The organism is Levilactobacillus lanxiensis, assembly GCF_016861655.1.
GTDB lineage: Bacteria > Bacillota > Bacilli > Lactobacillales > Lactobacillaceae > Levilactobacillus > Levilactobacillus lanxiensis.
Window position 1 is genome coordinate 19,539 of sequence record NZ_BOLN01000009.1, and the last position, 20,465, is coordinate 40,003.

The following is a 20,465-nucleotide window of genomic DNA, read 5'->3' on the forward strand; positions in this document are numbered from 1 at the left end:
AACGTGAGGTTCGCCGAAAACCGGCTTTTCAATTACCCTAAACTCTGCGATAATGGAGAGTAGCAAGGTAATGGGGGCGGAGCAATTGGAGAAGAGTCTGTCGGGCGGTCGGTTCCTACTGGTCACCGTGTTAAATGTGGTCATTACGATTTTTGAATTGGTAGGGGGCCTGTTTTCTGGGAGCCTGTCACTGCTGTCCGATGCGTTTCATAATTTAGGGGATGCGTTCTCCGTGGTACTGAGTTACGCGGCGCACCGCATTGGGGGGCGCCGTCAGACCCGGAGCAACACGTATGGGTACCGCCGCGCTGAGATTTTAACGGCGCTGTTAAATGCCGGCGTGCTGGTCATTATTTCTCTGGTTTTGGCGGGTGAGGCCGTACGGCGTTTGCTGCATCCGGAACCGGTCAAGGGTGATATCATGTTGCTGGTGGCCGTCATTAGTTTTCTGGCCAACCTGTTTTCCACGGTGTTACTCAACCATGGCGCCAAGCACAACCTGAACATTCGGGCCACGTACCTGCACCTGTTGAGCGATGCCTTGGCTTCCGTGGGGGTTATCGTGGGGGCCGTGCTGATCACTGTTTGGCAGATCAGCTGGGTCGACCCGTTGATTACGATTTTGGTGGCCGCGTACATCGTGTACGAGTCGTGGCCCATCATCAAGCAGACGTTTGGTATCCTGATGGAAGCCTCACCGAAGCTGGACTACGATGCGATTGCCCACGACCTCTGCCAACTGCCTGAGGTCGAAGGGGTCCATCATATTCACGCCTGGTTAATTGATGAGAACAACATTGTTTTCTCAGTCCACGTGAACATGGACGACCTGCCTTTGAGCAAAATCGAACCAATCTACCGGCAGATAGAAGCACTACTGTGTCACAAGTATGGGGTGAACCACGTAACGATTCAGGCCGAGTGCCGACGGGGTCAGGACGAAGATCTCTTCTATGATCAGAACGACTGGCGGCATGATTAGCCTTGCACTTCGGGGAAATTCGCGGTATAAATGAGACACAATCTAGATGAGGTGAACTGTGATGACTCCGATGAAGGAGGATTATTTAAAAATTATTTTCGAGCTGGGTGGCAAACAGAAAAAGGTTTCCAACAAACAAATTGCCATTAGCTTGAATATTGCGGCCGGTTCCGTAACGGAAATGGTCAACAAGATGGCCGCGGAAGGCCTGGCTGAGCATACGCCCTATGCCGGGATTTCGTTGACCAACAAAGGGATTCGGCTGGCGGAAGATTTGGTCCGTAAGCACCGAATCTGGGAAGTTTTCTTAGTCGAGAAGCTGAACTATGATTTGCCTGACGTGCATGATGAGGCTGAGGTTTTGGAACACGTAACGAGTGCTAAAATGGTCAACGCTCTGGATGACATGTTGGGGAACCCCACGCACTGTCCCCATGGTGGCGTGATTCCCGACCGTTACGGCCACTATCACGAAGATAGTCATACCGTGTTGAACGATGCCGCCGACGGAGAAATTGTGTCGGTCGACCGATTCATTGATAACCATGATCTGTTAACCTATCTGGGCGATTTGAAATTGGATATCGGGGATCAACTAAAGGTCTTGAAGCACGATCCGTTCGAGGGTCCCGTGACGGTGCAAAACCTGACGGACAACGCCGAACTCATCGTGAGTTACAAGGCGGCCCACTACATTTTTGTTAAATAAGCTTGAAATTTTGGTTAGTCTGCGACCTCGGTTGCGGACTTTTTATTTGGCCGGAGTTAGAAATTTTGGGTAAATGTTAAATTGTGTATTTCCCCAGCCGGGCGCCATGCCGTATAATAGTCGAAAAGTCTAAAAAGAGAAGGGGACCGGGATGAGTAGTCAAAAAAAGCGGGACCAATTAATCTTGCACACCGCGCTTACCGCCGGCAGGATCATGATTGAAAATGGCTCGGAAATTGAGCGGGTCGAGGATACGATGACCCGCATCGCCCACAATGCCGGGGCGCAGACCAGTCAGCTATTCGTGATGATCACCGGGATTCTCATGGCCATCAACGGCGAGGTGGGGGCTCAGATTGAACCCGTCAAGCGCCGGACCTTTGATTTGGAAAAAATTGCCGTGGTCAACGACCTGTCGCGCCAGTATGCCGATCACAAGATTGACCTGCGTCAGTTCGCCGACCGGTTGGACCATCTGGACAGTGTCAGCCGGTACTTTCCGTTTTGGCTCCAGATGGTGGCCGCGGCCATGGTCAGTGGGCCATTGGAAGTGGTTTTCCGGCACAATCTGCCAGACTTCTGGATCACCTGTTTGGTGGGGATGCTGGGCTGGTGGGTCTACTACGTGCTGAACAAATTCATTCAGATTCGGTTCTTGTCCGAATTTACTGCGGCGGCCGCCATTGGCGTGATGGCCGTGGTGTTCGTGCATATGGGTCTGGGCAATAGCGTCGATGACATTATCATTGGGAGCGTCATGCCCCTGGTTCCCGGGGTGCCCATCACCAACTCGGTGCGCGATATCCTTGCCGGCAACCTGGTCAGCGGGCCCGCCCGTGGCGTCGAGGCTCTGGTGAGTGCGGCCGCGATTGGCTTTGGTATCGCCATGGTCTTACAATTTCTATGAGTGAGGAGGAAACGGCATGTCGGTCTTAGAATTTATCATCGAAGTGGCGGGAACCTACGTGGCCACGCTTGCCTTTGGCATCCTCATCAACATCCCCCGGCGCGCGCTCAACGTGGGCGGCTGGATTGGGGTGCTGGGCTATGTGCTGTACCGCTTCACCGTGTTGTGGGGCGGCGGCTACGTGATTGGCAACCTGCTGGGCGCCGTGGCGATTGGGGTCGCCTCGCTGCAGGCGGCTAAATTAAAAAAGATGCCGATGATTCTCTTTAACATCCCGGCCATTGTGCCGCTGGTGCCTGGGGGTCAGGCGTACCAGATGATCAAAAACTTTGCGCTGGGCAATAACTCCACGGCGCTGGTCTTCTTGCTCCAGGTGGTCATGATTTCCGGGGCAATCGCCTTTGGCTTTCTCCTCTCGGAATTGGTCAACCGGATTCAACGCCGCTTCTGGCGGCACCGGAAGCGTTTATAAAAGTGTTAATACTGGGGAGAAGCCTAGAAATTTAGGTGTGGGGTGGTATACTCATTGCTAGGGGTTTTTCCCAGAATCGGGTATGACGAAAGGAATAAATAATCATGATGCTATTTAATAAGGACCGCGATCGGCCGTGGAAGTTTACGCTTGCCACCATACTGTTCTTGGTCGTGGCCGTTTACATAAAGGCGCAAAACGCCTACGTGGATTTTCTGGATTCATCGATTGTCGATGTGATTCAGAAGAACCAACCGGGGTGGAAAACGCTGCTGTATCGGGGAGTAACGAGTCTAGCGGAACCGAAATTGGACATTATTTGGGTGTTGATTCTGGCGTTTCTGCTGTGGGGCTTCAAGTTCAAAATTCCTGCACTCTGGTGTCTGGCGACACTGGCCGGGGGGGATGTCATTGCCAGCCTGGTTAAGAGCCTGGTCAAACGTGCGCGGCCATCGGGTCACCTGGCCATCGATGACGGCTACAGTTTCCCCAGTGGTCACGTGTTCGGCACCTTCCTGCTGATTGCGATGATCTGGGTCATCCTGATGCCGATGATCATGGCAGCCTGGAAAGCATGGCTGCTCCGAATCGTCCTCATTGTGTGGATGGTGCTGGTCATGATCTCCCGGGTGTACTTAAACGCCCACTTCCCAACGGATACGATTGGGGCAGTCCTGCTGGCTTACCTGTGGTTACAGGTGGCAGAGGGGCTGTACATTCGCTTAGCGCCGATGATGCAACACTGGCCTTTGCTGAAGAAATCTGAAATTTAATGAGAACGTGCCAACCACTTTTTCCAGTGGCTGACACGTTTTTTCTATGGGCTAAATTTTGTTGTTGGATTCGCCTCCGGGATGGTGAAAATATACCGTGACGCTGTGGGCGCGCGTCTGGAGCCAAAGGGCGGTCTCCAGACTTACTTTGAGCCGCTGAGAAGCGCGTCTCAAAGATAGCAGTTCCCTAAGCGGCAAAGCCACTAAGGGAACTCCCACGGCTGAGTATATTTTCACCATCCCTGCGGCTGACACTTGTTTAGCCCGTAGAAACGGTGTTGTGGTGAGTAGTATAAATTTTCTGATATTTCTATTGCAGTGGTCAGCACGCTGGTTCCGGCCAGTGTTGTGGTGAATATTGATTTAGCGTTTAAGACTCTATCATCGAATAATAGTTGTCGTTGAAGAGGGAAGAGGCAAAAGAAAACACCTCCACGTAAAAAAATGCGTGAAGGCGTCTGAAAAAAGTCAATTTGTTAAATTAATGTACCCACAGTAAAACACGAAATGGACCGAATTGGGCTAACACTGCGTCAGTCGTCCGGTCAGTGAAAAGTTTCGCACCACGTGAGTGACCAGAGGCGGATCAAGACGGGCAGCTGTGTCGGTGGTCTTAACTGAGTGATTTTCTCAGTTTAGAGCACGGGACGACCTTGGAGACTCGCGATTTTTAGCGAGGCTTCAAGGCGAGGCCCCAGACCGCTCTTCAGGCTGGTGTCGTTCCCCACAGCAGACCGTCTTGAATCCGCCGCCGGGAACGGACTGAGCGGGACCATTTTCACCGCCCGGCAAGGCGAATGAACGCGGAAGTGCTAGTCCAGTTCGTGGAGCCATTCTTCGGCTAGGTCGACCCAGTGCGCCACGTGTGGCAGCGCCGTCCCCGGCTTCCAAGCCGTGACGCGGTTGGCTAACGCTAAGCCGTGGGGGCCTTGATGGAAGACGTGAAGCTCCGTGTCCACGTTGGCCGCGATTGATGCTTGGGCGTAGTCGAAGGCGTTTTGCACGGGCACCAGGGGATCCTCTGCGGTGACCCAGATGAAGGTGGCGACGTTACGACTGTTGACGAGCTTATCCGCCGCGATGCTGGTCGGATCATCCGTCCATTTTGCCAGCATGTCTGCATCCGTGGGGTAGCCCGCTGCCGGCGTGATGACCGGGTAGCCGAGAATGACGGCCCGCGGTTTAATTTCGTAGGGCGTCGTGCCAGCTAATTTGTTAAAGGCCTCGTCGTGCCACAGGTCGTTGAACAGCGCGGTAATGTGACCGCCGACGGAGAAGCCCGCCACGAAGATATGATCCGTGTCAATCTGCCAGTTGTTGGCATTGCGCCGCAGCAGGGCCATCCCCTTAGCCAGTTCCACGACGGGCGTAGGCAACAGCGGCGTCTTTTCACCGACAAACGTGTAGCGCAGGAAGAAGGCCTGGTAGCCACGCGCTGACCAGGCTAACGCCAAGTCCTCGGCCTGTTGTTCAGGGATGTGGGTGTAGTTGCCGCCGGGAACGATGATGATGGCGGGATAGGTGCCCGTGTCTTCAGCTGGCTCGCGCAGATACCCTTGTAAGTAAGCCTTCGACGTGGGCGCGAGTGGCAAAGTGATTGTTTTCAATTGCGAAACCTCCCAAAATAAGTCATGATAAGATTAATTGTTTCGTGAACGCGACCGCTCACAGATTTGTGGACGGCTCCTGTCAACGAAACGGGGTTCGGTCGCCGATGGACTGGCCGAACGCATTCACCTTAAAGTATACCGCATTCACCAACGGGTTAGGTAGTGACCTGACAAGTTGCGTGGTGCGGGGATGATGAGAAATGAGGGGGTCAGGTGATGGAGAAAATGAGTGAGACGGCGCGGGTGCGGTTACGGCCGCTGACCGAAAGTGACTTCCCGGGGTACCAACGCCTGTTGACGTTGCCGGCTGTGGCCGCGGCGAACGGGTCACCCGCCGATGCGGACCCGGAACAGGTCAAACGGTGGCTGGCGGCTGACCGCCAAAGTCCCTTTGCGTTTACCATAGAAGACAAGGCGACACGTCGCTTCATGGGGACGATTTTATTTTATCAGCACACCGGGGATGCGGGTGAGCCAAGCACAGGCGAGTATGACCTGGGGTATTTTCTGGACCCCATCGACTGGGGACAGGGCATCATGCCCGAGGCCTTGGACGGCAGTCTGCAACTGGTCCGGCAGGCGAGTCAGCAGCCACAGACCGTCTGGGCAACCTGCTATCTCAGCAACCATCGGTCGGCCCGGGTCTTAGAAAAGTTAGGCTTTCAGCTGGTCTTGGACCATTTTGTCGGGCCCAGCATCACGGGTGAACCCGTGGCCCCACAGGCTTTGTATCGGTTGACGCTGCAACCAGTAGAAAAATAATGCATTCTAATCGAAATTTCATCTTGCAATATTTGGTAGGGATGCGTATACTACAGAGTATCGAATAGAAGAGGTGCGACCAACAAGAGTCGCTTTCCTGAGATGGGTCAACATCGCAGATGGAAAGCAAAAGGGGCGGTCGCCGAAACCTGCGCGTGAGGACATAGCGTGTAGGTTGGGTCCTGGTTGAATAAATCAGGGACTGTCGCAGCCGAATAGGGGTTGCGGGGCGCTTTCAACGATATTGACTTGGAATAATGAATTTTCCAATCTCTTTCGCGGGCTTTTATTGCGAAGGAGATTTTTTAGTTCACTGGGTCGTTTCGAGGAAGTCCTTCTAAAATAAGAAGGAGGAAACATTTATGGAACAAAGTATGACAAACGCAACAACCAGCGGGGCCTCTGATCAGGTCAAGCGGGGCCTCAAGACACGTCACGTCTCAATGATCGCGTTAGGTGGCTGTATTGGGACCGGGTTATTCGTCGCCAGTGGGTCGGCTATTTCAACGGCCGGGCCTGGTGGTGCGCTGGTTGCTTACGTTGCCATGGGTCTGATGGTGTACTTCCTGATGACCAGCTTGGGTGAAATGGCCACGAACATGCCAATCTCTGGCTCGTTCGCTGCTTACTCAGCCAAGTACGTTGATCCAGCCTTAGGGTTTGCCATGGGCTGGAACTACTGGTTCAACTGGGCCATTACGGTTGCCGTTGATATTTCAACCGCCGCACTGGTCATGAAGTTTTGGTTACCCGGGGTCCCAAGTTGGATCTGGAGTGCCATTGCATTAGGCATCGTCTTCCTGATCAACGCCTTGGCCGTTCAAGCCTTTGGGGAAACGGAATTCTGGATGTCCTTGATCAAGGTTGTCACCATCTTCGTCTTCTTAGCCGTTGGGTTAATGACCATCGTGGGAATCATGGGTGGTCACGCCACTGGCTTGGAAAACTTCACGTACAAGAAGGCCCCATTCGTTGGGGGCTTCCCCGCAATTCTGAGTGTCTTCGTGGTTGCTGGGTTCTCGTTCCAAGGAACTGAATTGGTTGGGATTACCGCTGGTGAATCTGAAGATCCAGCACACAGTGTTCCCAAGGCCATCAATTCCGTATTCTGGCGGATTATCTTATTCTACATTTTAGCTATTTTTGTGATTGCCGCCGTTTTACCTTACACCAGTAAGGATCTGTTAGGTTCTTCCGCAACCGACATCGCCATCAGTCCTTTCACGTTGGTCTTCCAGCGTGCCGGCTTGGCCGCTGCCGCTAGTGTGATGAACGCCGTTATCTTAACGTCCGTGATTTCCGCTGCAAACTCTGGGATGTACGCTTCCACACGGATGTTGTACTCCCTGTCTAAGGAAGGTTACGCACCACAATTGTTCGAAAAGACTGGGAAGAACGGGATTCCTTATCCTGCCTTGTTTGCCACGACCATTGTCGCTGCGTTGACCTTTATCAGTAGTATTGCGGGTCCACAAATCTACATGTGGCTGGTTGCTGCTAGTGGGCTGACCGGGTTCATCGCTTGGTTCGGGATTGCGCTGTCACATTACCGGTTCCGTCGGGCATTCATCAAGCAAGGACACAAGCTGTCCGAACTGAGCTATCACGCAAAGTGGTTCCCAATCGGACCAATCCTGGCGTTGATTCTCTGTGTGGCTGTGATTGTTGGGCAAGACCCACAATCCTTCTTCTCAGGTAACTGGGAACAAGTCTTGGTCACCTACATCAGTGTGCCATTGGTCTTAGTCCTTTACATCGGCTACAAGATCAAGAAGCACACCAAGTTGATTCCGCTGAGCGAAGTTGACGTTGCCCCTGTTCATAAGGAAGGCACGTTAAAAGAAGTTAAGGCGGATGCTACTTCAAACGATTAAACTAGAAATTAGTGTGGGCACACGAAATTTTTAAATAAATCTGAACGGCGTCTAGTCGGCGAATAGTCGGTCTAGGCGCCGTTTTTAACGGATTGGCTAGAGAGAAAATGGCCACGACATATTGTCTTTTACCCATGAGGTTGGTACAATATGTGGTGTTGAAATTTTGGCCGGACGAAAAAAGCCGGCGCGTCGTTATTTAAAGGAGAGATTGCATGCTTGTATTATCGGGAACTATCGGAGCCGGCAAAACGAGTTTAACCACTTTGTTAGCCGAACACTTAAACAAACCAGCATTTTATGAATCAGTGGATGACAACAAAATCTTGCCACTGTTCTACCAGAACCCCCAGAAGTATGCTTTCTTGCTTCAAATTTACTTCTTAAACAAGCGTTTGGACAACATCAAGGCTGCCAACGCCGATGATGAAAGTGTTTTGGACCGCTCAATCTTTGAGGATTCCTTACTCTTCCATTTGAACGCCGACTTAGGCCGGGCCACCAGCACGGAAGTCGACATCTACGATTCCCTGTTGGCCAACATGATGCAAGAATTACCTGACGCGACACACAAGAAGAACCCAGACTTACTGATTCACATCAACATCTCCTTTGAAACGATGCTGGAACGGATCAAGAAGCGCGGCCGGTCATACGAACAAATCGACCATGACCCCAGCCTCTACAAATACTACCAAGAACTCGATCAACGTTACGTTGACTGGTACAACGCCTACGACAAGTCACCTAAGATGCAAATTGACGGCGACAAGCTGGACTTCGTGGAAGACCCAGCTGCGCGTGACCAAGTCTTACACTTGATTGACGAAAAAATTGCTTCACTGTAAAACATTGCTACAAAAATAAAGTGGTTCCGCGCCCCCGGGCACGGAGCCACTTTTGCTTAGCGCTACTTCCACCTCCAGTCACTCAAATGGGCTGCCCTATGGGGAACGCTTGAAGCCTGAGAAGCGGTCTTCAAGCTCGCCTTTAAGCCGCAAAAATCGCGTCTTAAAGGTCGTCCGGTGTTCTAAGGCCGAGAAGTCCGCTCGGTCTAAGAACACCGACACAGGGCAGTCCATTTGGTGACTTCCGGTTCCAGTAGCACTAAGCAAAAGTGGCCGGCTCTTTGATTGTATAGTGGGGGATGACTTTGCCGTTCGCTAAATGGCTACAACATTGCGGTAGGTCCCTGAGCGAATCTGAGGCTGCGTCAGTTACTTTAATGACCTGCTAGTGTTGTTGGAGGGGTAAAGCAGGATATACGTCAAATAACACGCACATGAGGGGACGTTGACCACTACCACTGTCAGCCAGAGTGAGACAGGGCGGCTAGGACCACGCCAATTGAAAATGGTATGGCCAGTCTAAGTGACCAGAGGCGGGCCAAGGCGAGCAGCTGTGTCGGTGTTCTTAACTGAGGGGGCTTCTCAGTTTAGAACACGGGACAACCTTTGAGACCGCTCCCCAGGCTCAAAGTTGAGGTGGAAGCCCGTCCCTCAGGCTGGAACCGGCCCCACAGCAGGGAACCTTGAGCCCGCCGCCGGGAACGAACAACTAGCCAAGCCCCATTTTCAATTGGCAATTGTCATTGGAAAAGAAATGCGGTATGATGAGTGTATTCAAAAACACGAAGTGCCTATCCAGTAGACGGCCAGAGAAGCGGGGCAAGCTGCAAACCGCAACGTCGAACATTCCAGCACTAACTAAAGTGGGCGGGTAATGCCGCACGGTGCAGACCGTTATCATGTTCAAGGGTGTAACTGGGTGAACCAGCTGCGAACTTGGGTGGTACCGCGAAGGTCTTCGTCCCATGTGACGGAGGCCTTTTTTGTATCATCCGTGAAAAAGAGAGGAGCACAACTGTATGTTAGATTTGAAATTGATTCGCCAAGAACCAGATTTTATTAAAGAAAAATTAGCCACGCGGGGTGTTGATCCCGCTGATATCGATAGCTTACTGGCTTTGGATGCCCAACGCCGGGAACTGATCGTTAAGAGTGAAACCATGAAGGCCCAACGGAACACGGTCTCCGATGAAATTTCGCAATTGAAGCGCAACAAGGAAGACGCCAACGATAAGATTACCGAGATGCGTCAGGTCAGCGCCGACATCAAGAAGATCGATGCCGACCTCGATGACTTAAAGGCCCAGGTGCACGATGCCGCTGCCCATTTACCAAACATTCCCAACGACAACGTGCCAGTTGGCTTAACGGAAGACGGTAGCGTTGAGATCCGTCAATGGGGCGAGAAGCCTAACTTGGACTTTACGCCTAAGGCTCACTACGAATTGGGCGAAGACTTAGGCATCCTGGACTTTGAGGCCGGTGCCAAGGTTTCCGGTAGCCGTTACCTCTACTACTTGGGCTTGGGCGCACGTCTGGAACGGGCCGTTTACAACTTCTTCTTGGACGAAAATACCAAGGCGGGGTTCAAAGAAGTTTTGCCACCTTACATCGTCAACGATGACTCGATGTACGGGACTGGCCAATTCCCTAAGTTTAAGGAAGATGTTTACCAGTTACGCGACGAAGACATGACGTTGATTCCAACCGCCGAGGTGCCATTGGTCAACTATTACCGTGACGAAGTGATCCCTGAAGAGGACCTGCCAGTTTGGTTCACGGCCTTGACGCCAGCATTCCGGTCCGAAGCCGGGAGTGCCGGGCGTGACACCCGAGGACTGATTCGCTTACACCAATTTAACAAGGTTGAAATGGTGAAGTTCTGTAAGCCAGAAAACTCATGGGATGAACTGGAAGCTTTGACGAAACACGCTGAGAGCCTCTTACAGAAGTTGGGCTTGGCTTACCATGTGATTACGTTGACGACCAGCGACATGAGCTTTACGGCCGCCATGACGCATGATTTGGAGGTCTGGTTCCCAGAACAAAACACGTACCGGGAAATTTCCAGCTGCTCAAACACGACGGACTTCCAAGCACGTCGGGCCCACATCCAATATCGAGATGACAATGGCAAGTTGCAATACGTTCACGCGTTGAACGGTTCTGGTTTGGCCGTTGGTCGGGCCGTGGCCGCTATTTTGGAAAACTACCAAAACGCCGACGGTTCCGTGACGATTCCGGATGTCCTGGTGCCTTACATGGGTGGCGTCACCAAGATCACCAAGTAGGACTTAAAAATCAAATAAGCCTGAATCACTAGCAGGTGGGTTCCTTATCCGTGATGGATAGGGGGTCTGCCTGTTTTTTGTGTGCGAAATGCGGGGGTGGGGAGTGAGTGAAAAAACAATTTTTTGAATATTTTTGAATATTTTTGTAATTTCTAGTTGACGAGTTATGGGGTTTCGTATAAAATAGTTTTTGTTGGTTAATTAGTCCATCACGCAGAACGCTGATGAGCTAGCCAACCGGGAATTGCGAGAAATAAACTTCTCAAAGTTTTTCGAAAAAAAACTAGCTTTTTCATTCTGAATGAGCTACAATGTTACTTGTCGTCAAGCGATTAGTTATTCAACCAACGAATATTTATTCAAAATATTTTAAAAAAGTTGTTGACATCATCTGCTAGACATGGTAAATTGTAATAGTTGTTTCGAACGAGGACATCAGTTCTTGTTTCGGGAAATATGGAGGATTAGCTCAGTTGGGAGAGCGTCTGCCTTACAAGCAGAGGGTCACAGGTTCGAGCCCTGTATCCTCCATTGGGACCCCGGTCCCTGGCGGTTAGTTCGCCAACGTTGCAGGTGTGGCGGAACTGGCAGACGCGCTAGATTTAGGTTCTAGTGTCTTATGACGTGGGGGTTCGAGTCCCTTCACCTGCATTAACTAAATATTGCAAAATATTTTAAAAATATTTTGCCGACTTAGCTCAGTTGGCAGAGCATCTCACTAGTAATGAGGAGGTCGGAGGTTCGAATCCTCTAGTCGGCATGGCACCATAAATAAAATAGCCAATTTGCGGAAGTAGTTCAGTGGTAGAACATCACCTTGCCATGGTGGGGGTCGCGGGTTCGAATCCCGTCTTCCGCTTTTGCCCTTTTGCCGGGGTGGCGGAATTGGCAGACGCACAGGACTTAAAATCCTGCGGTCAGTGATGACCGTACCGGTTCGATCCCGGTCCTCGGCATTCAACAACTTAATATCATTATGCACCCATAGCGCAACTGGATAGAGTGTCTGACTACGAATCAGAAGGTTGTAGGTTCGACTCCTACTGGGTGCATTTTTGTTGCTTATGAATAACCGCATAAGCAATTTTTCGGGAAGTAGCTCAGCTTGGTAGAGCACCTGGTTTGGGACCAGGGGGTCGCAGGTTCGAATCCTGTCTTCCCGATAAACTGACGCAAGGTCAGCGGGCTATTTCGGGAAGTAGCTCAGCTTGGTAGAGCACCACGTTCGGGACGTGGGGGTCGCAAGTTCAAATCTTGTCTTCCCGATTTTTTTATCCCGAATTACATACGAAAAATGAAACGGTCACTTCCTTACTAATTGTTTGGAAGTCGGCCGTTTTTTTGTTATGCTTATCTTCCAGAACTTCTCGGTGAAATGCGGTCTAATCCTTTGCATTTTCATGGAAAGTTCGTATAATATTAGTCAACATTAGTCAGAAGAACTGCACCGAAGGGGGGACGATAATGGAGAATCAAAATATTTCAGATATTATTGAGTCTTACCTGAAGCAGATTTTGGCTGAGTCTCAGCAGGTGGAAATCCGGCGTGCGGAAATTGCCGACCAGTTTAATGTCGTGCCATCGCAGATCAACTATGTGATCAAGACCCGCTTTACGATTCAGGACGGCTACGTCGTTCAGAGTAAACGCGGTGGCGGTGGTTATATTCGCATTGAAAAGGTCAAGTTGCTCGACAACCTAGATTTCATCGATTCACTAGTGAGCGCGGTGGGGGACCATATTACCCGCCACGATGGCCTATCGGTGGTCCGGAGCCTATTTGAGGCTGGGTCGATTAATCGGCAAGAGGCCAATATCATCCTGGCAGCAATCGATAAGGATGCCGTCAATACGGGTGACCGGGCTCTGAATGAACGTGTCCGCGCCCAGATTCTGATTTCAATTTTAAATCACCTACGTTACGAGAGTTAAGAAAGTGAGGAGTTGCAATGGATAACCTATTTACACCGAGTGCTAAGAGCGTCCTTGTATTGGCACAGGAACAAGCAAAATATTTCAAGCACCAGGCAGTCGGTACGGAACACTTGCTGTTAGCCCTCACCATTGAAAAAAACGGGATCGCCAACAAAGTCTTACAACAATTTTCTGTCGGCGACGATGATGTCCGCGAAGAGATCGAACGCTTTACGGGGTATGGCACGCTGGCTGACATGGATAAAGACAGCTACCTGCCATACTCACCCAAAGCCAAGGCCATGTTAGCCTTAGCCGGTGACGAAGCGAAGCGGTTGGGCGCCTCAAAGATTGGGACGGAACACTTGCTGTTAGCCCTACTGAGTGACGACACCATTTTGTCGTCCCGCATCTTAACGAATTTAAACGTCGAATTGAACGATGCCCGCAAGGTTGTCTTGCGTAAGCTGGGCATCTCTGACACGCCTAAACGTCGTGGCGATGCCCGTTCACGTCGCGGGGCAGCGGCTTCACAAGGTGGCACACCAACTTTAGACTCCTTAGCCCGTAACTTAACGGATGCGGCTAAGGAAGGCCGAATGGACCCAACCGTTGGCCGGAACAAGGAAGTTAAACGCGTTATCCAAATCCTAAGTCGGCGGACCAAGAACAACCCCGTTCTGATTGGGGAACCTGGGGTTGGGAAGACGGCGATTGCTGAAGGCTTAGCCCAACGCATCGTTGCCGGAAACGTTCCCGAAGACATGCAAAACAAGCGCCTGATGATGCTCGACATGGGCTCGTTGGTCGCTGGGACCAAGTATCGTGGTGAATTTGAAGATCGGCTGAAGAAGGTCATCGAAGAAATTTACAACGATGGGCAAGTGATTCTCTTTATTGATGAATTACACACGCTTATTGGTGCCGGTGGGGCTGAAGGGGCGATTGATGCCTCGAACATCTTGAAGCCAGCGCTGGCCCGGGGCGAACTCCAAACCATTGGGGCCACCACGTTGGACGAGTACCAAAAGTACATTGAATCCGACGCTGCCCTTGAACGACGGTTTGCGACGGTTCAGGTCAACGAACCAACGCCAGCTGAAGCCACAGAAATTCTGCAAGGCTTACGGCCACGTTATGAAGACCATCATCACGTGAATATCACGGATGAAGCCATTGACCAAGCCGTTAAGCTATCAACCCGTTACATCAGTGACCGGTTCTTACCTGATAAGGCCATTGATTTAATGGATGAAGCGGCAGCCAAGGTGCGTATCGACCAAATGGACAAGCCAACGGCGGCAACCAAGCAGGCACAAGCCTTAAAGGACTTGGCTGACGAGAAGGAAAAGGCCATTGAACAACAAGACTTCGAACGCGCTGCTAAGCTGCGGGAGAAAGAAATGGCGCTCCGAGAAAAGGTTGAGGCGCGTCAGGCGAAGGCCGCTGCCGCAACCGACGATGACACCCATCAGTACGCACTAGACGTGACTGGTGAGGACGTGGCGGACGTTGTGGCTGAGTGGACCGGCGTACCGGTCACCCAGCTGAAGCAAACGGACGCTGATCGACTGGTCAACCTGGAAAAGATTTTGCATAACCGGGTTATTGGTCAAGAGGAAGCTGTTTCTGCTGTGTCTCGGGCCATCCGGCGGGCACGTTCCGGATTGAAAGATCCGAACCGTCCAATTGGGTCCTTCATGTTCCTTGGCCCAACCGGGGTCGGGAAGACCGAATTGGCGAAGGCGCTGGCTGAAGCCATGTTCGGTTCTGAAGACAACATGATCCGGGTCGACATGAGTGAGTACATGGAAAAATACTCAACCAGTCGTTTGATTGGGTCGGCGCCAGGTTACGTGGGCTACGACGAAGGTGGCCAGCTGACTGAAAAAGTTCGGCAAAAGCCTTACTCAGTCGTCCTCTTTGATGAAGTTGAAAAGGCCCATCCGGATGTCTTTAACATTTTGCTGCAAGTCTTAGACGATGGGTACCTGACCGACTCTAAGGGACGTAAGGTTGATTTCCGAAACACGATCTTGATCATGACGTCTAACCTGGGGGCCACGAAGCTGCGGGATGAAAAGACCGTCGGATTCGGGGCTGAAGACATGGCCAACAGCTACAAGGCAATGTCCGATACCATCCGGGCAACCCTGAAGCAGTCATTCCGTCCAGAATTCTTGAACCGAATCGATGAAACGGTCATTTTCCACTCACTGCGGAAGCCAGAACTCCACGAAATTGTGAAGCTGATGGCTAAGCACATCGTGGACCGGGTGGCTGAACAAGACATCAAGTTGAAGATTACGCCAGCGGCGATTGATGCCGTGGCTAAGGCGGGCTTCGATCCTGAGTACGGAGCACGGCCAATTCGGCGGGCACTGCAGACGCAGGTCGAAGACAAGCTGAGCGAATCTCTGTTGAACGGTGAGGTCAAGACCGGTGATCAAGTCACGATTGGCGCAACGAAGGGTGAAGTAACGGTTAACGTGAAGTCACCAGAAGCCAAGAAGACGGTTGCCAGTCACTAGAAGCCTTAAATAATAGAAGAATCGTTGAAATGAAAAACTAAAAGTACGCGATTGTCAGCAGGCACTTGCCACCACAGGGTGTGAGGCTGACGGTCGGGTGCTTTTTTGTTGTGCCCTGGGAGCAGTTAACGGTTAGGGAATTTGTTACGATTTGACTAGAAAATAACTTGGTCTAACAAGCGATAAGTGAGATGTGGTAAACTGAACTCAACTAGAAAAGACCTGGTGTTAAGTAGAAGTGTCCGCAGCCTTCTGCTGGCCCCATAGTTAACCGCAGACACGGTTACCGGAATTGGGCATCAGGTATCAAATGAGAGGACGGAAGCCATGAAGAGAGAAGAACAGTTAAGCCACACGCATGCGGCCATCTTGAAGGCAGCCCGGGAACAGTTCTTGTCCCAAGGATACCAAGCCACATCGACCAGAGATATCGCCAAGGAGGTCGGCATTACCCAGCCGGCCCTTTATCATCATTTCAGTGATAAGGAGGTCATCTTCTTAGAGGTAATCAAGGCGGTCGGTGCAGAGGTCCAGCAGGGCATTCTCGCCGTTAACGATGAGCTGGCGACAGTTGACCAACCAGATCCAGTCGCAGCCTTAACTGAGGTGACAGAGGTCCTGACGGGGGTGCATCCACGCGACGTCTTCACGGTGATCCACAGTAGCTTCCGGTTCTTGAAGCCAGAGAACAAGCGGCAACTGGGGATGGTCTTCATGCAAGACTACCTGACGCCCTTACAACAGTTCTTTGAACTTGGTGTGGTCACGTTACAACCGGACATTGAGCCCAAAGACGCGGCTTCTTTCTATTTGACTAGTCTGAGTCCGCTGTTCAACACGTTCCACCACGTCGGCCCAACCGATGCCTCACAGCATGAGCAGACGCTGGCCCTGGTTCGCTTGATTTTATTTGGCGTTGCCGTTAAATAATGAGTGTTCCTTATTGACATTTAGCGATAGATTTAGTATTATATCATTTGTATGCAACTGTGAACTGAAATTGAACGCGCCGATATATTGTCCGGTAGCGTCCATTATAAGAAGCCAAAAGCAAGCAACTTGTTTGTTTTTGGATTTTTTTTGCCAAAAAACCGGGTGTAGATGCATTTGTAATCAAAATGTAACATTCGGTTTGGCCGGTCACAGAATAAATAGGAGAGGTGAACAACTTGGCAGGACACTTAGTGAAATACGGGAAACACCGTACGCGCCGTAGCTATTCGCGAATCAAGGAAGTCCTTGATTTACCTAACTTGATTGAAATTCAAACCAATTCCTACAACTGGTTCCTCGACGAAGGTTTGCGCGATATGTTCGACGACATCATGCCAATCGAAGATTTTCAAGGAAACCTTTCGTTAGAGTTTGTTGATTATCAATTACTTGAACCCAAATATACTGTGGATGAAGCACGGGAGCACGATGCCAACTATTCAGCACCACTGCACGTGACTTTACGTTTAACCAACCACGAAACGGGCGAAATCAAATCACAAGACGTCTTCTTTGGTGACTTCCCATTAATGACAGCCCAAGGGACTTTCATTATTAACGGGGCAGAACGGGTTATTGTTTCTCAATTAGTCCGCTCACCAGGGGTTTACTTCAATGAAGATACTGACAAGAACGGCCGGACCGTCTTCGGTGCCACGGTCATTCCTAACCGGGGTGCCTGGTTAGAATTCGAAACCGACGCGAAGAACGTTTCTTACGTCCGGATTGACCGGACGCGGAAGATTCCAATGACCGAATTAGTTCGGGCCTTAGGATTCGGTTCCGATGATGAAATCTTGGATATTTTAGGGGATAACGAAAGTCTTTCCCAAACCTTGGAAAAGGATATCCACAAGAACACCGACGATTCCCGTGTCGAAGAGTCCTTAAAGGACATCTACGAACGCCTACGCCCAGGTGAACCTAAGACGGCTGACTCTTCACGGAGCTTGCTGACCGCACGGTTCTTTGATCCTAAGCGTTACGACATGGCTCCCGTTGGTCGTTACAAGACGAACAAGAAGCTGAGCTTAAAGACCCGTCTGTTGGGCCTGACTTTAGCCGAAACGTTGGCCGACCCTGATACCGGTGAAATCATCGCGCAAAAGGGAACGGTCGTTGACAAGGACGTTATGAAGACGTTGGCCCCATTCTTGGATCAAGACGATTTCAAGATGGTCACCTTCCAACCTTCAGACGAGGCCGTTGTCACTGAACCCCTTAAATTACAAATCATTAAGGTGCAATCACCTGATGACCCAGAACAAGAAGTCCCTGTTATTGGGAACGGCAACATTGATATTAAGCTGAAGCACATTCGCCCAGCCGACATCATTGCTTCCATGAACTACTTCTTCGACCTGCAAATTGGGATTGGGAACACCGATGATATTGACCACTTGGGTAACCGGCGGATTCGTTCCGTGGGTGAACTTCTGCAAAACCAATTCCGGATCGGTTTATCCCGGATGGAACGGGTTGTGCGTGAACGGATGTCTATTCAAGATGCTGCGACGGTAACGCCACAACAATTGATCAACATTCGCCCAGTTGTGGCTTCTATCAAGGAATTCTTTGGTTCCTCACAACTGTCTCAATTCATGGATCAGACCAACCCACTGGGTGAATTAACCCATAAGCGGCGTCTGTCCGCCCTTGGGCCTGGTGGTTTGACCCGTGACCGTGCCGGTTATGAAGTTCGGGACGTGCACTACACCCACTACGGTCGGATGTGCCCAATTGAAACCCCTGAAGGTCCTAACATTGGTTTGATCAACAGTCTTTCCAGTTACGCTCGGGTTAACAAGTATGGGTTCATCGAAACGCCATACCGTCGTGTTTCATGGGATACGCACAAGGTTACCGACAAGATCGATTACCTGACTGCTGATGAAGAAGATAACTACGTTGTGGCCCAAGCCAACACGCCGTTAAAAGATGATGGTTCATTCGACACGGAAACGATTATGGCCCGTGACGAAGATAATAACATCGAAACTTCTGCTGACCGGATTGACTACATGGATGTTTCGCCTAAGCAAGTTGTTGCCGTGGCCACTGCATGTATTCCTTTCTTGGAAAACGATGACTCCAACCGTGCCTTGATGGGTGCCAACATGCAACGGCAAGCTGTGCCATTGCTGGACCCACATGCGCCATTAGTTGGGACTGGTATCGAATACAAGGCTGCCCATGACTCCGGTGTTGCTTTAATTAGTCAACACGAAGGAACTGTTGAATACGTTGATGCTCGTGAAATCCGAGTTCGGCGTGAAGACGGTGCTTTGGACACCTACAAGCTGATGAAGTTCCGCCGGTCAAACGGTGGGAAGAACTACAACCAACGTCCAATCGTTAAGGTTGGCGATCACGTCGACAACGACGAAATCTTGGCTGATGGTCCTTCAATGGAAAATGGGGAATTAGCCTTAGGCCAAAACCCATTAGTTGCCTTCATGACTTGGCAAGGGTACAACTTCGAAGATGCCATCGGGATCAACGAACGGTTGGTTCGCGATGATGTTTACACGTCGATTCATATTGAAGAATACGAATCAGAAGCACGTGACACGAAGCTTGGACCTGAAGAAATGACTCGCGAAATCCCTAACGTTGGTGAAGACGCCTTGAAGAACTTGGACGAAGACGGCATTATCCGGATTGGTGCTGAAGTTCAAGACGGCGACATCTTAGTGGGTAAGGTAACGCCTAAGGGTGTCACTGAATTATCTGCTGAAGAACGTTTACTCCATGCCATCTTTGGTGAAAAGGCCCGTGAAGTACGGGATACTTCTCTTAAGGTGCCACATGGTGGTGGCGGGATCATCCAGGATGTTAAGATCTTCACGCGTGAAAACGGTGATGAACTTTCTCCTGGTGTTAACATGATGGTTCGGGTCTACATCGCGCAAAAGCGGAAGATCCAAGTTGGTGACAAGATGTCTGGTCGTCATGGTAACAAGGGGACTGTTTCAGTCGTTATCCCTGAAGAAGATATGCCATACATGCCAGATGGTACGCCAATCGACATCATGCTGAGTCCCATGGGTGTGCCTTCCCGGATGAACATCGGGCAAGTGCTCGAATTGCATTTGGGGATGGCCGCTCGTAAGTTAGGGATTCACGTCGCAACGCCTGTCTTTGATGGTGCGCGTGATACTGATATCGCTGACGCTATCAAGGAAGCTGGGATGGCTTCTGACGCCAAGACCGTCTTATATGATGGCCGGACTGGTGAACCATTTGATAAGCGGGTTGCCGTTGGTGTCATGAACTACCTGAAGTTGGCCCACATGGTCGACGACAAGATGCACGCCCGTTCCATTGGACCTTACTCACTGGTTACGCAACAACCACTTGGTGGTAAAGCGCAATTTGGTGGCCAACGGTTTGGTGAAATGGAAGTTTGGGCTTTGGAAGCTTATGGTGCCGCTTATACGTTACAAGAAATCTTAACGTACAAGTCTGATGACGTGGTTGGACGGGTTAAGACCTACGAAGCCATTGTTAAGGGCGATCCAATTCCTAAGCCTGGTGTCCCTGAATCATTCCGTGTTCTGGTCAAGGAATTACAATCCTTGGGTCTGGATATGAAGGTCTTAAACGGGAACAACGAAGAAATTGAACTCCGTGATATGGATGACGATGACGATGATGTTGTGAACGTTGATGCTTTGAGCAAGTATGCCCAACAGCAAGAAGAACAGCGGAAAGCCGCTGCGCAGACCGGTGATAGCAAGGCTGCATCAACATCAACAAAAAATGAAAGTCAACCGAACACGCAAGACTAATTAATAAG

General features: G+C 50.8%; 14 protein-coding genes, 8 tRNA genes and 1 riboswitch. Of the genes, 21 read left to right on the top strand and 1 reads right to left on the bottom strand.

What is annotated here, in order from left to right:
• Positions 1 to 85 precede the first annotated feature (85 nt).
• The 5 genes from JUF22_RS10860 to JUF22_RS10880 all read left to right on the top strand — a co-directional run bounded on the left by JUF22_RS10860 (position 86) and on the right by JUF22_RS10880 (position 3,843).
• Positions 86 to 982 carry a cation diffusion facilitator family transporter gene (locus tag JUF22_RS10860; RefSeq protein ID WP_203646210.1) on the top strand — a complete coding sequence of 299 codons (897 nt, stop codon included), beginning with the start codon at positions 86 to 88 and terminating at the stop codon, positions 980 to 982.
• Between the two features lie 61 nt (positions 983 to 1,043).
• Positions 1,044 to 1,691 carry a metal-dependent transcriptional regulator gene (locus JUF22_RS10865; protein WP_203646211.1) on the top strand — a complete coding sequence of 216 codons (648 nt, stop codon included), beginning with the start codon at positions 1,044 to 1,046 and terminating at the stop codon, positions 1,689 to 1,691.
• A gap of 151 nt (positions 1,692 to 1,842) precedes the next feature.
• A complete protein-coding gene (locus JUF22_RS10870; protein ID WP_203646212.1) occupies positions 1,843 to 2,598 on the top strand; it encodes a threonine/serine exporter family protein in 756 nt (251 codons plus the stop codon).
• A gap of 16 nt (positions 2,599 to 2,614) precedes the next feature.
• The gene (locus JUF22_RS10875) at positions 2,615 to 3,070 is read left to right on the top strand and encodes a threonine/serine exporter family protein (protein WP_203646213.1); all 456 of its coding nucleotides are present in this window, start codon (positions 2,615 to 2,617) and stop codon (positions 3,068 to 3,070) included.
• 104 nt (positions 3,071 to 3,174) lie between these two features.
• The gene (locus JUF22_RS10880) at positions 3,175 to 3,843 is read left to right on the top strand and encodes a phosphatase PAP2 family protein (protein ID WP_203646214.1); all 669 of its coding nucleotides are present in this window, start codon (positions 3,175 to 3,177) and stop codon (positions 3,841 to 3,843) included.
• A gap of 812 nt (positions 3,844 to 4,655) precedes the next feature.
• Here JUF22_RS10880 and JUF22_RS10885 read toward each other — a convergent pair.
• A complete protein-coding gene (locus tag JUF22_RS10885) occupies positions 4,656 to 5,450 on the bottom strand; it encodes a lp_1002 family arylesterase (protein WP_203646215.1) in 795 nt (264 codons plus the stop codon).
• A 219-nt stretch (positions 5,451 to 5,669) separates the two neighbouring features.
• Between JUF22_RS10885 and JUF22_RS10890 the strand changes: the two genes are divergently transcribed.
• The 16 genes from JUF22_RS10890 to rpoB all read left to right on the top strand — a co-directional run bounded on the left by JUF22_RS10890 (position 5,670) and on the right by rpoB (position 20,457).
• Complete coding sequence (locus JUF22_RS10890; RefSeq protein ID WP_203646216.1) at positions 5,670 to 6,215, top strand: GNAT family N-acetyltransferase; 546 nt, start codon at positions 5,670 to 5,672, stop codon at positions 6,213 to 6,215.
• A gap of 60 nt (positions 6,216 to 6,275) precedes the next feature.
• Positions 6,276 to 6,458, top strand: a riboswitch (Lysine riboswitch).
• Between the two features lie 119 nt (positions 6,459 to 6,577).
• Complete coding sequence (locus tag JUF22_RS10895; protein ID WP_203646217.1) at positions 6,578 to 8,089, top strand: amino acid permease; 1,512 nt, start codon at positions 6,578 to 6,580, stop codon at positions 8,087 to 8,089.
• A 215-nt stretch (positions 8,090 to 8,304) separates the two neighbouring features.
• Entirely contained in the window at positions 8,305 to 8,937 is a 633-nt protein-coding gene (locus JUF22_RS10900) for a deoxynucleoside kinase (RefSeq protein WP_203637454.1), read from the top strand.
• 1,019 nt (positions 8,938 to 9,956) lie between these two features.
• A complete protein-coding gene (gene serS, locus JUF22_RS10905; RefSeq protein WP_203646218.1) occupies positions 9,957 to 11,228 on the top strand; it encodes a serine--tRNA ligase in 1,272 nt (423 codons plus the stop codon).
• A gap of 458 nt (positions 11,229 to 11,686) precedes the next feature.
• Positions 11,687 to 11,759, top strand: a tRNA-Val gene (locus JUF22_RS10910).
• A gap of 38 nt (positions 11,760 to 11,797) precedes the next feature.
• Positions 11,798 to 11,879, top strand: a tRNA-Leu gene (locus JUF22_RS10915).
• Between the two features lie 36 nt (positions 11,880 to 11,915).
• Positions 11,916 to 11,988, top strand: a tRNA-Thr gene (locus tag JUF22_RS10920).
• A 27-nt stretch (positions 11,989 to 12,015) separates the two neighbouring features.
• Positions 12,016 to 12,087: transfer RNA gene (locus JUF22_RS10925), tRNA-Gly, on the top strand.
• Positions 12,088 to 12,098: 11 nt separating this feature from the next.
• Positions 12,099 to 12,184 (top strand) — tRNA-Leu (locus JUF22_RS10930).
• Between the two features lie 22 nt (positions 12,185 to 12,206).
• Positions 12,207 to 12,280, top strand: a tRNA-Arg gene (locus JUF22_RS10935).
• Positions 12,281 to 12,317: 37 nt separating this feature from the next.
• A tRNA-Pro gene (locus JUF22_RS10940) sits at positions 12,318 to 12,391 on the top strand.
• A gap of 29 nt (positions 12,392 to 12,420) precedes the next feature.
• Positions 12,421 to 12,494: transfer RNA gene (locus JUF22_RS10945), tRNA-Pro, on the top strand.
• Positions 12,495 to 12,692: 198 nt separating this feature from the next.
• Positions 12,693 to 13,160, top strand: a complete 468-nt coding sequence (locus JUF22_RS10950; protein WP_125765166.1) for a CtsR family transcriptional regulator — start codon at positions 12,693 to 12,695, stop codon at positions 13,158 to 13,160.
• A 17-nt stretch (positions 13,161 to 13,177) separates the two neighbouring features.
• Positions 13,178 to 15,673 (top strand): ATP-dependent Clp protease ATP-binding subunit, encoded by a 2,496-nt coding sequence (locus tag JUF22_RS10955; protein ID WP_203646219.1) that lies wholly within the window; start codon positions 13,178 to 13,180, stop codon positions 15,671 to 15,673.
• Positions 15,674 to 16,000: 327 nt separating this feature from the next.
• Positions 16,001 to 16,603 carry a TetR/AcrR family transcriptional regulator gene (locus JUF22_RS10960; RefSeq protein ID WP_203646220.1) on the top strand — a complete coding sequence of 201 codons (603 nt, stop codon included), beginning with the start codon at positions 16,001 to 16,003 and terminating at the stop codon, positions 16,601 to 16,603.
• Positions 16,604 to 16,842: 239 nt separating this feature from the next.
• Entirely contained in the window at positions 16,843 to 20,457 is a 3,615-nt protein-coding gene (gene rpoB, locus JUF22_RS10965; protein WP_203646226.1) for a DNA-directed RNA polymerase subunit beta, read from the top strand.
• The last annotated feature ends 8 nt before the right edge of the window (positions 20,458 to 20,465 follow it).

Coding starts and splice junctions, on each gene's coding strand:
- JUF22_RS10870 (WP_203646212.1), top strand. CDS start 1,843: ATGAGTAGTCAAAAAAAGCGGGACCAATTAATCTTGCACACCGCGCTT.
- JUF22_RS10895 (WP_203646217.1), top strand. CDS start 6,578: ATGGAACAAAGTATGACAAACGCAACAACCAGCGGGGCCTCTGATCAG.
- serS (WP_203646218.1), top strand. CDS start 9,957: ATGTTAGATTTGAAATTGATTCGCCAAGAACCAGATTTTATTAAAGAA.
- JUF22_RS10950 (WP_125765166.1), top strand. CDS start 12,693: ATGGAGAATCAAAATATTTCAGATATTATTGAGTCTTACCTGAAGCAG.
- JUF22_RS10865 (WP_203646211.1), top strand. CDS start 1,044: ATGACTCCGATGAAGGAGGATTATTTAAAAATTATTTTCGAGCTGGGT.
- JUF22_RS10955 (WP_203646219.1), top strand. CDS start 13,178: ATGGATAACCTATTTACACCGAGTGCTAAGAGCGTCCTTGTATTGGCA.
- JUF22_RS10900 (WP_203637454.1), top strand. CDS start 8,305: ATGCTTGTATTATCGGGAACTATCGGAGCCGGCAAAACGAGTTTAACC.
- JUF22_RS10875 (WP_203646213.1), top strand. CDS start 2,615: ATGTCGGTCTTAGAATTTATCATCGAAGTGGCGGGAACCTACGTGGCC.
- JUF22_RS10890 (WP_203646216.1), top strand. CDS start 5,670: ATGGAGAAAATGAGTGAGACGGCGCGGGTGCGGTTACGGCCGCTGACC.
- JUF22_RS10880 (WP_203646214.1), top strand. CDS start 3,175: ATGATGCTATTTAATAAGGACCGCGATCGGCCGTGGAAGTTTACGCTT.
- JUF22_RS10960 (WP_203646220.1), top strand. CDS start 16,001: ATGAAGAGAGAAGAACAGTTAAGCCACACGCATGCGGCCATCTTGAAG.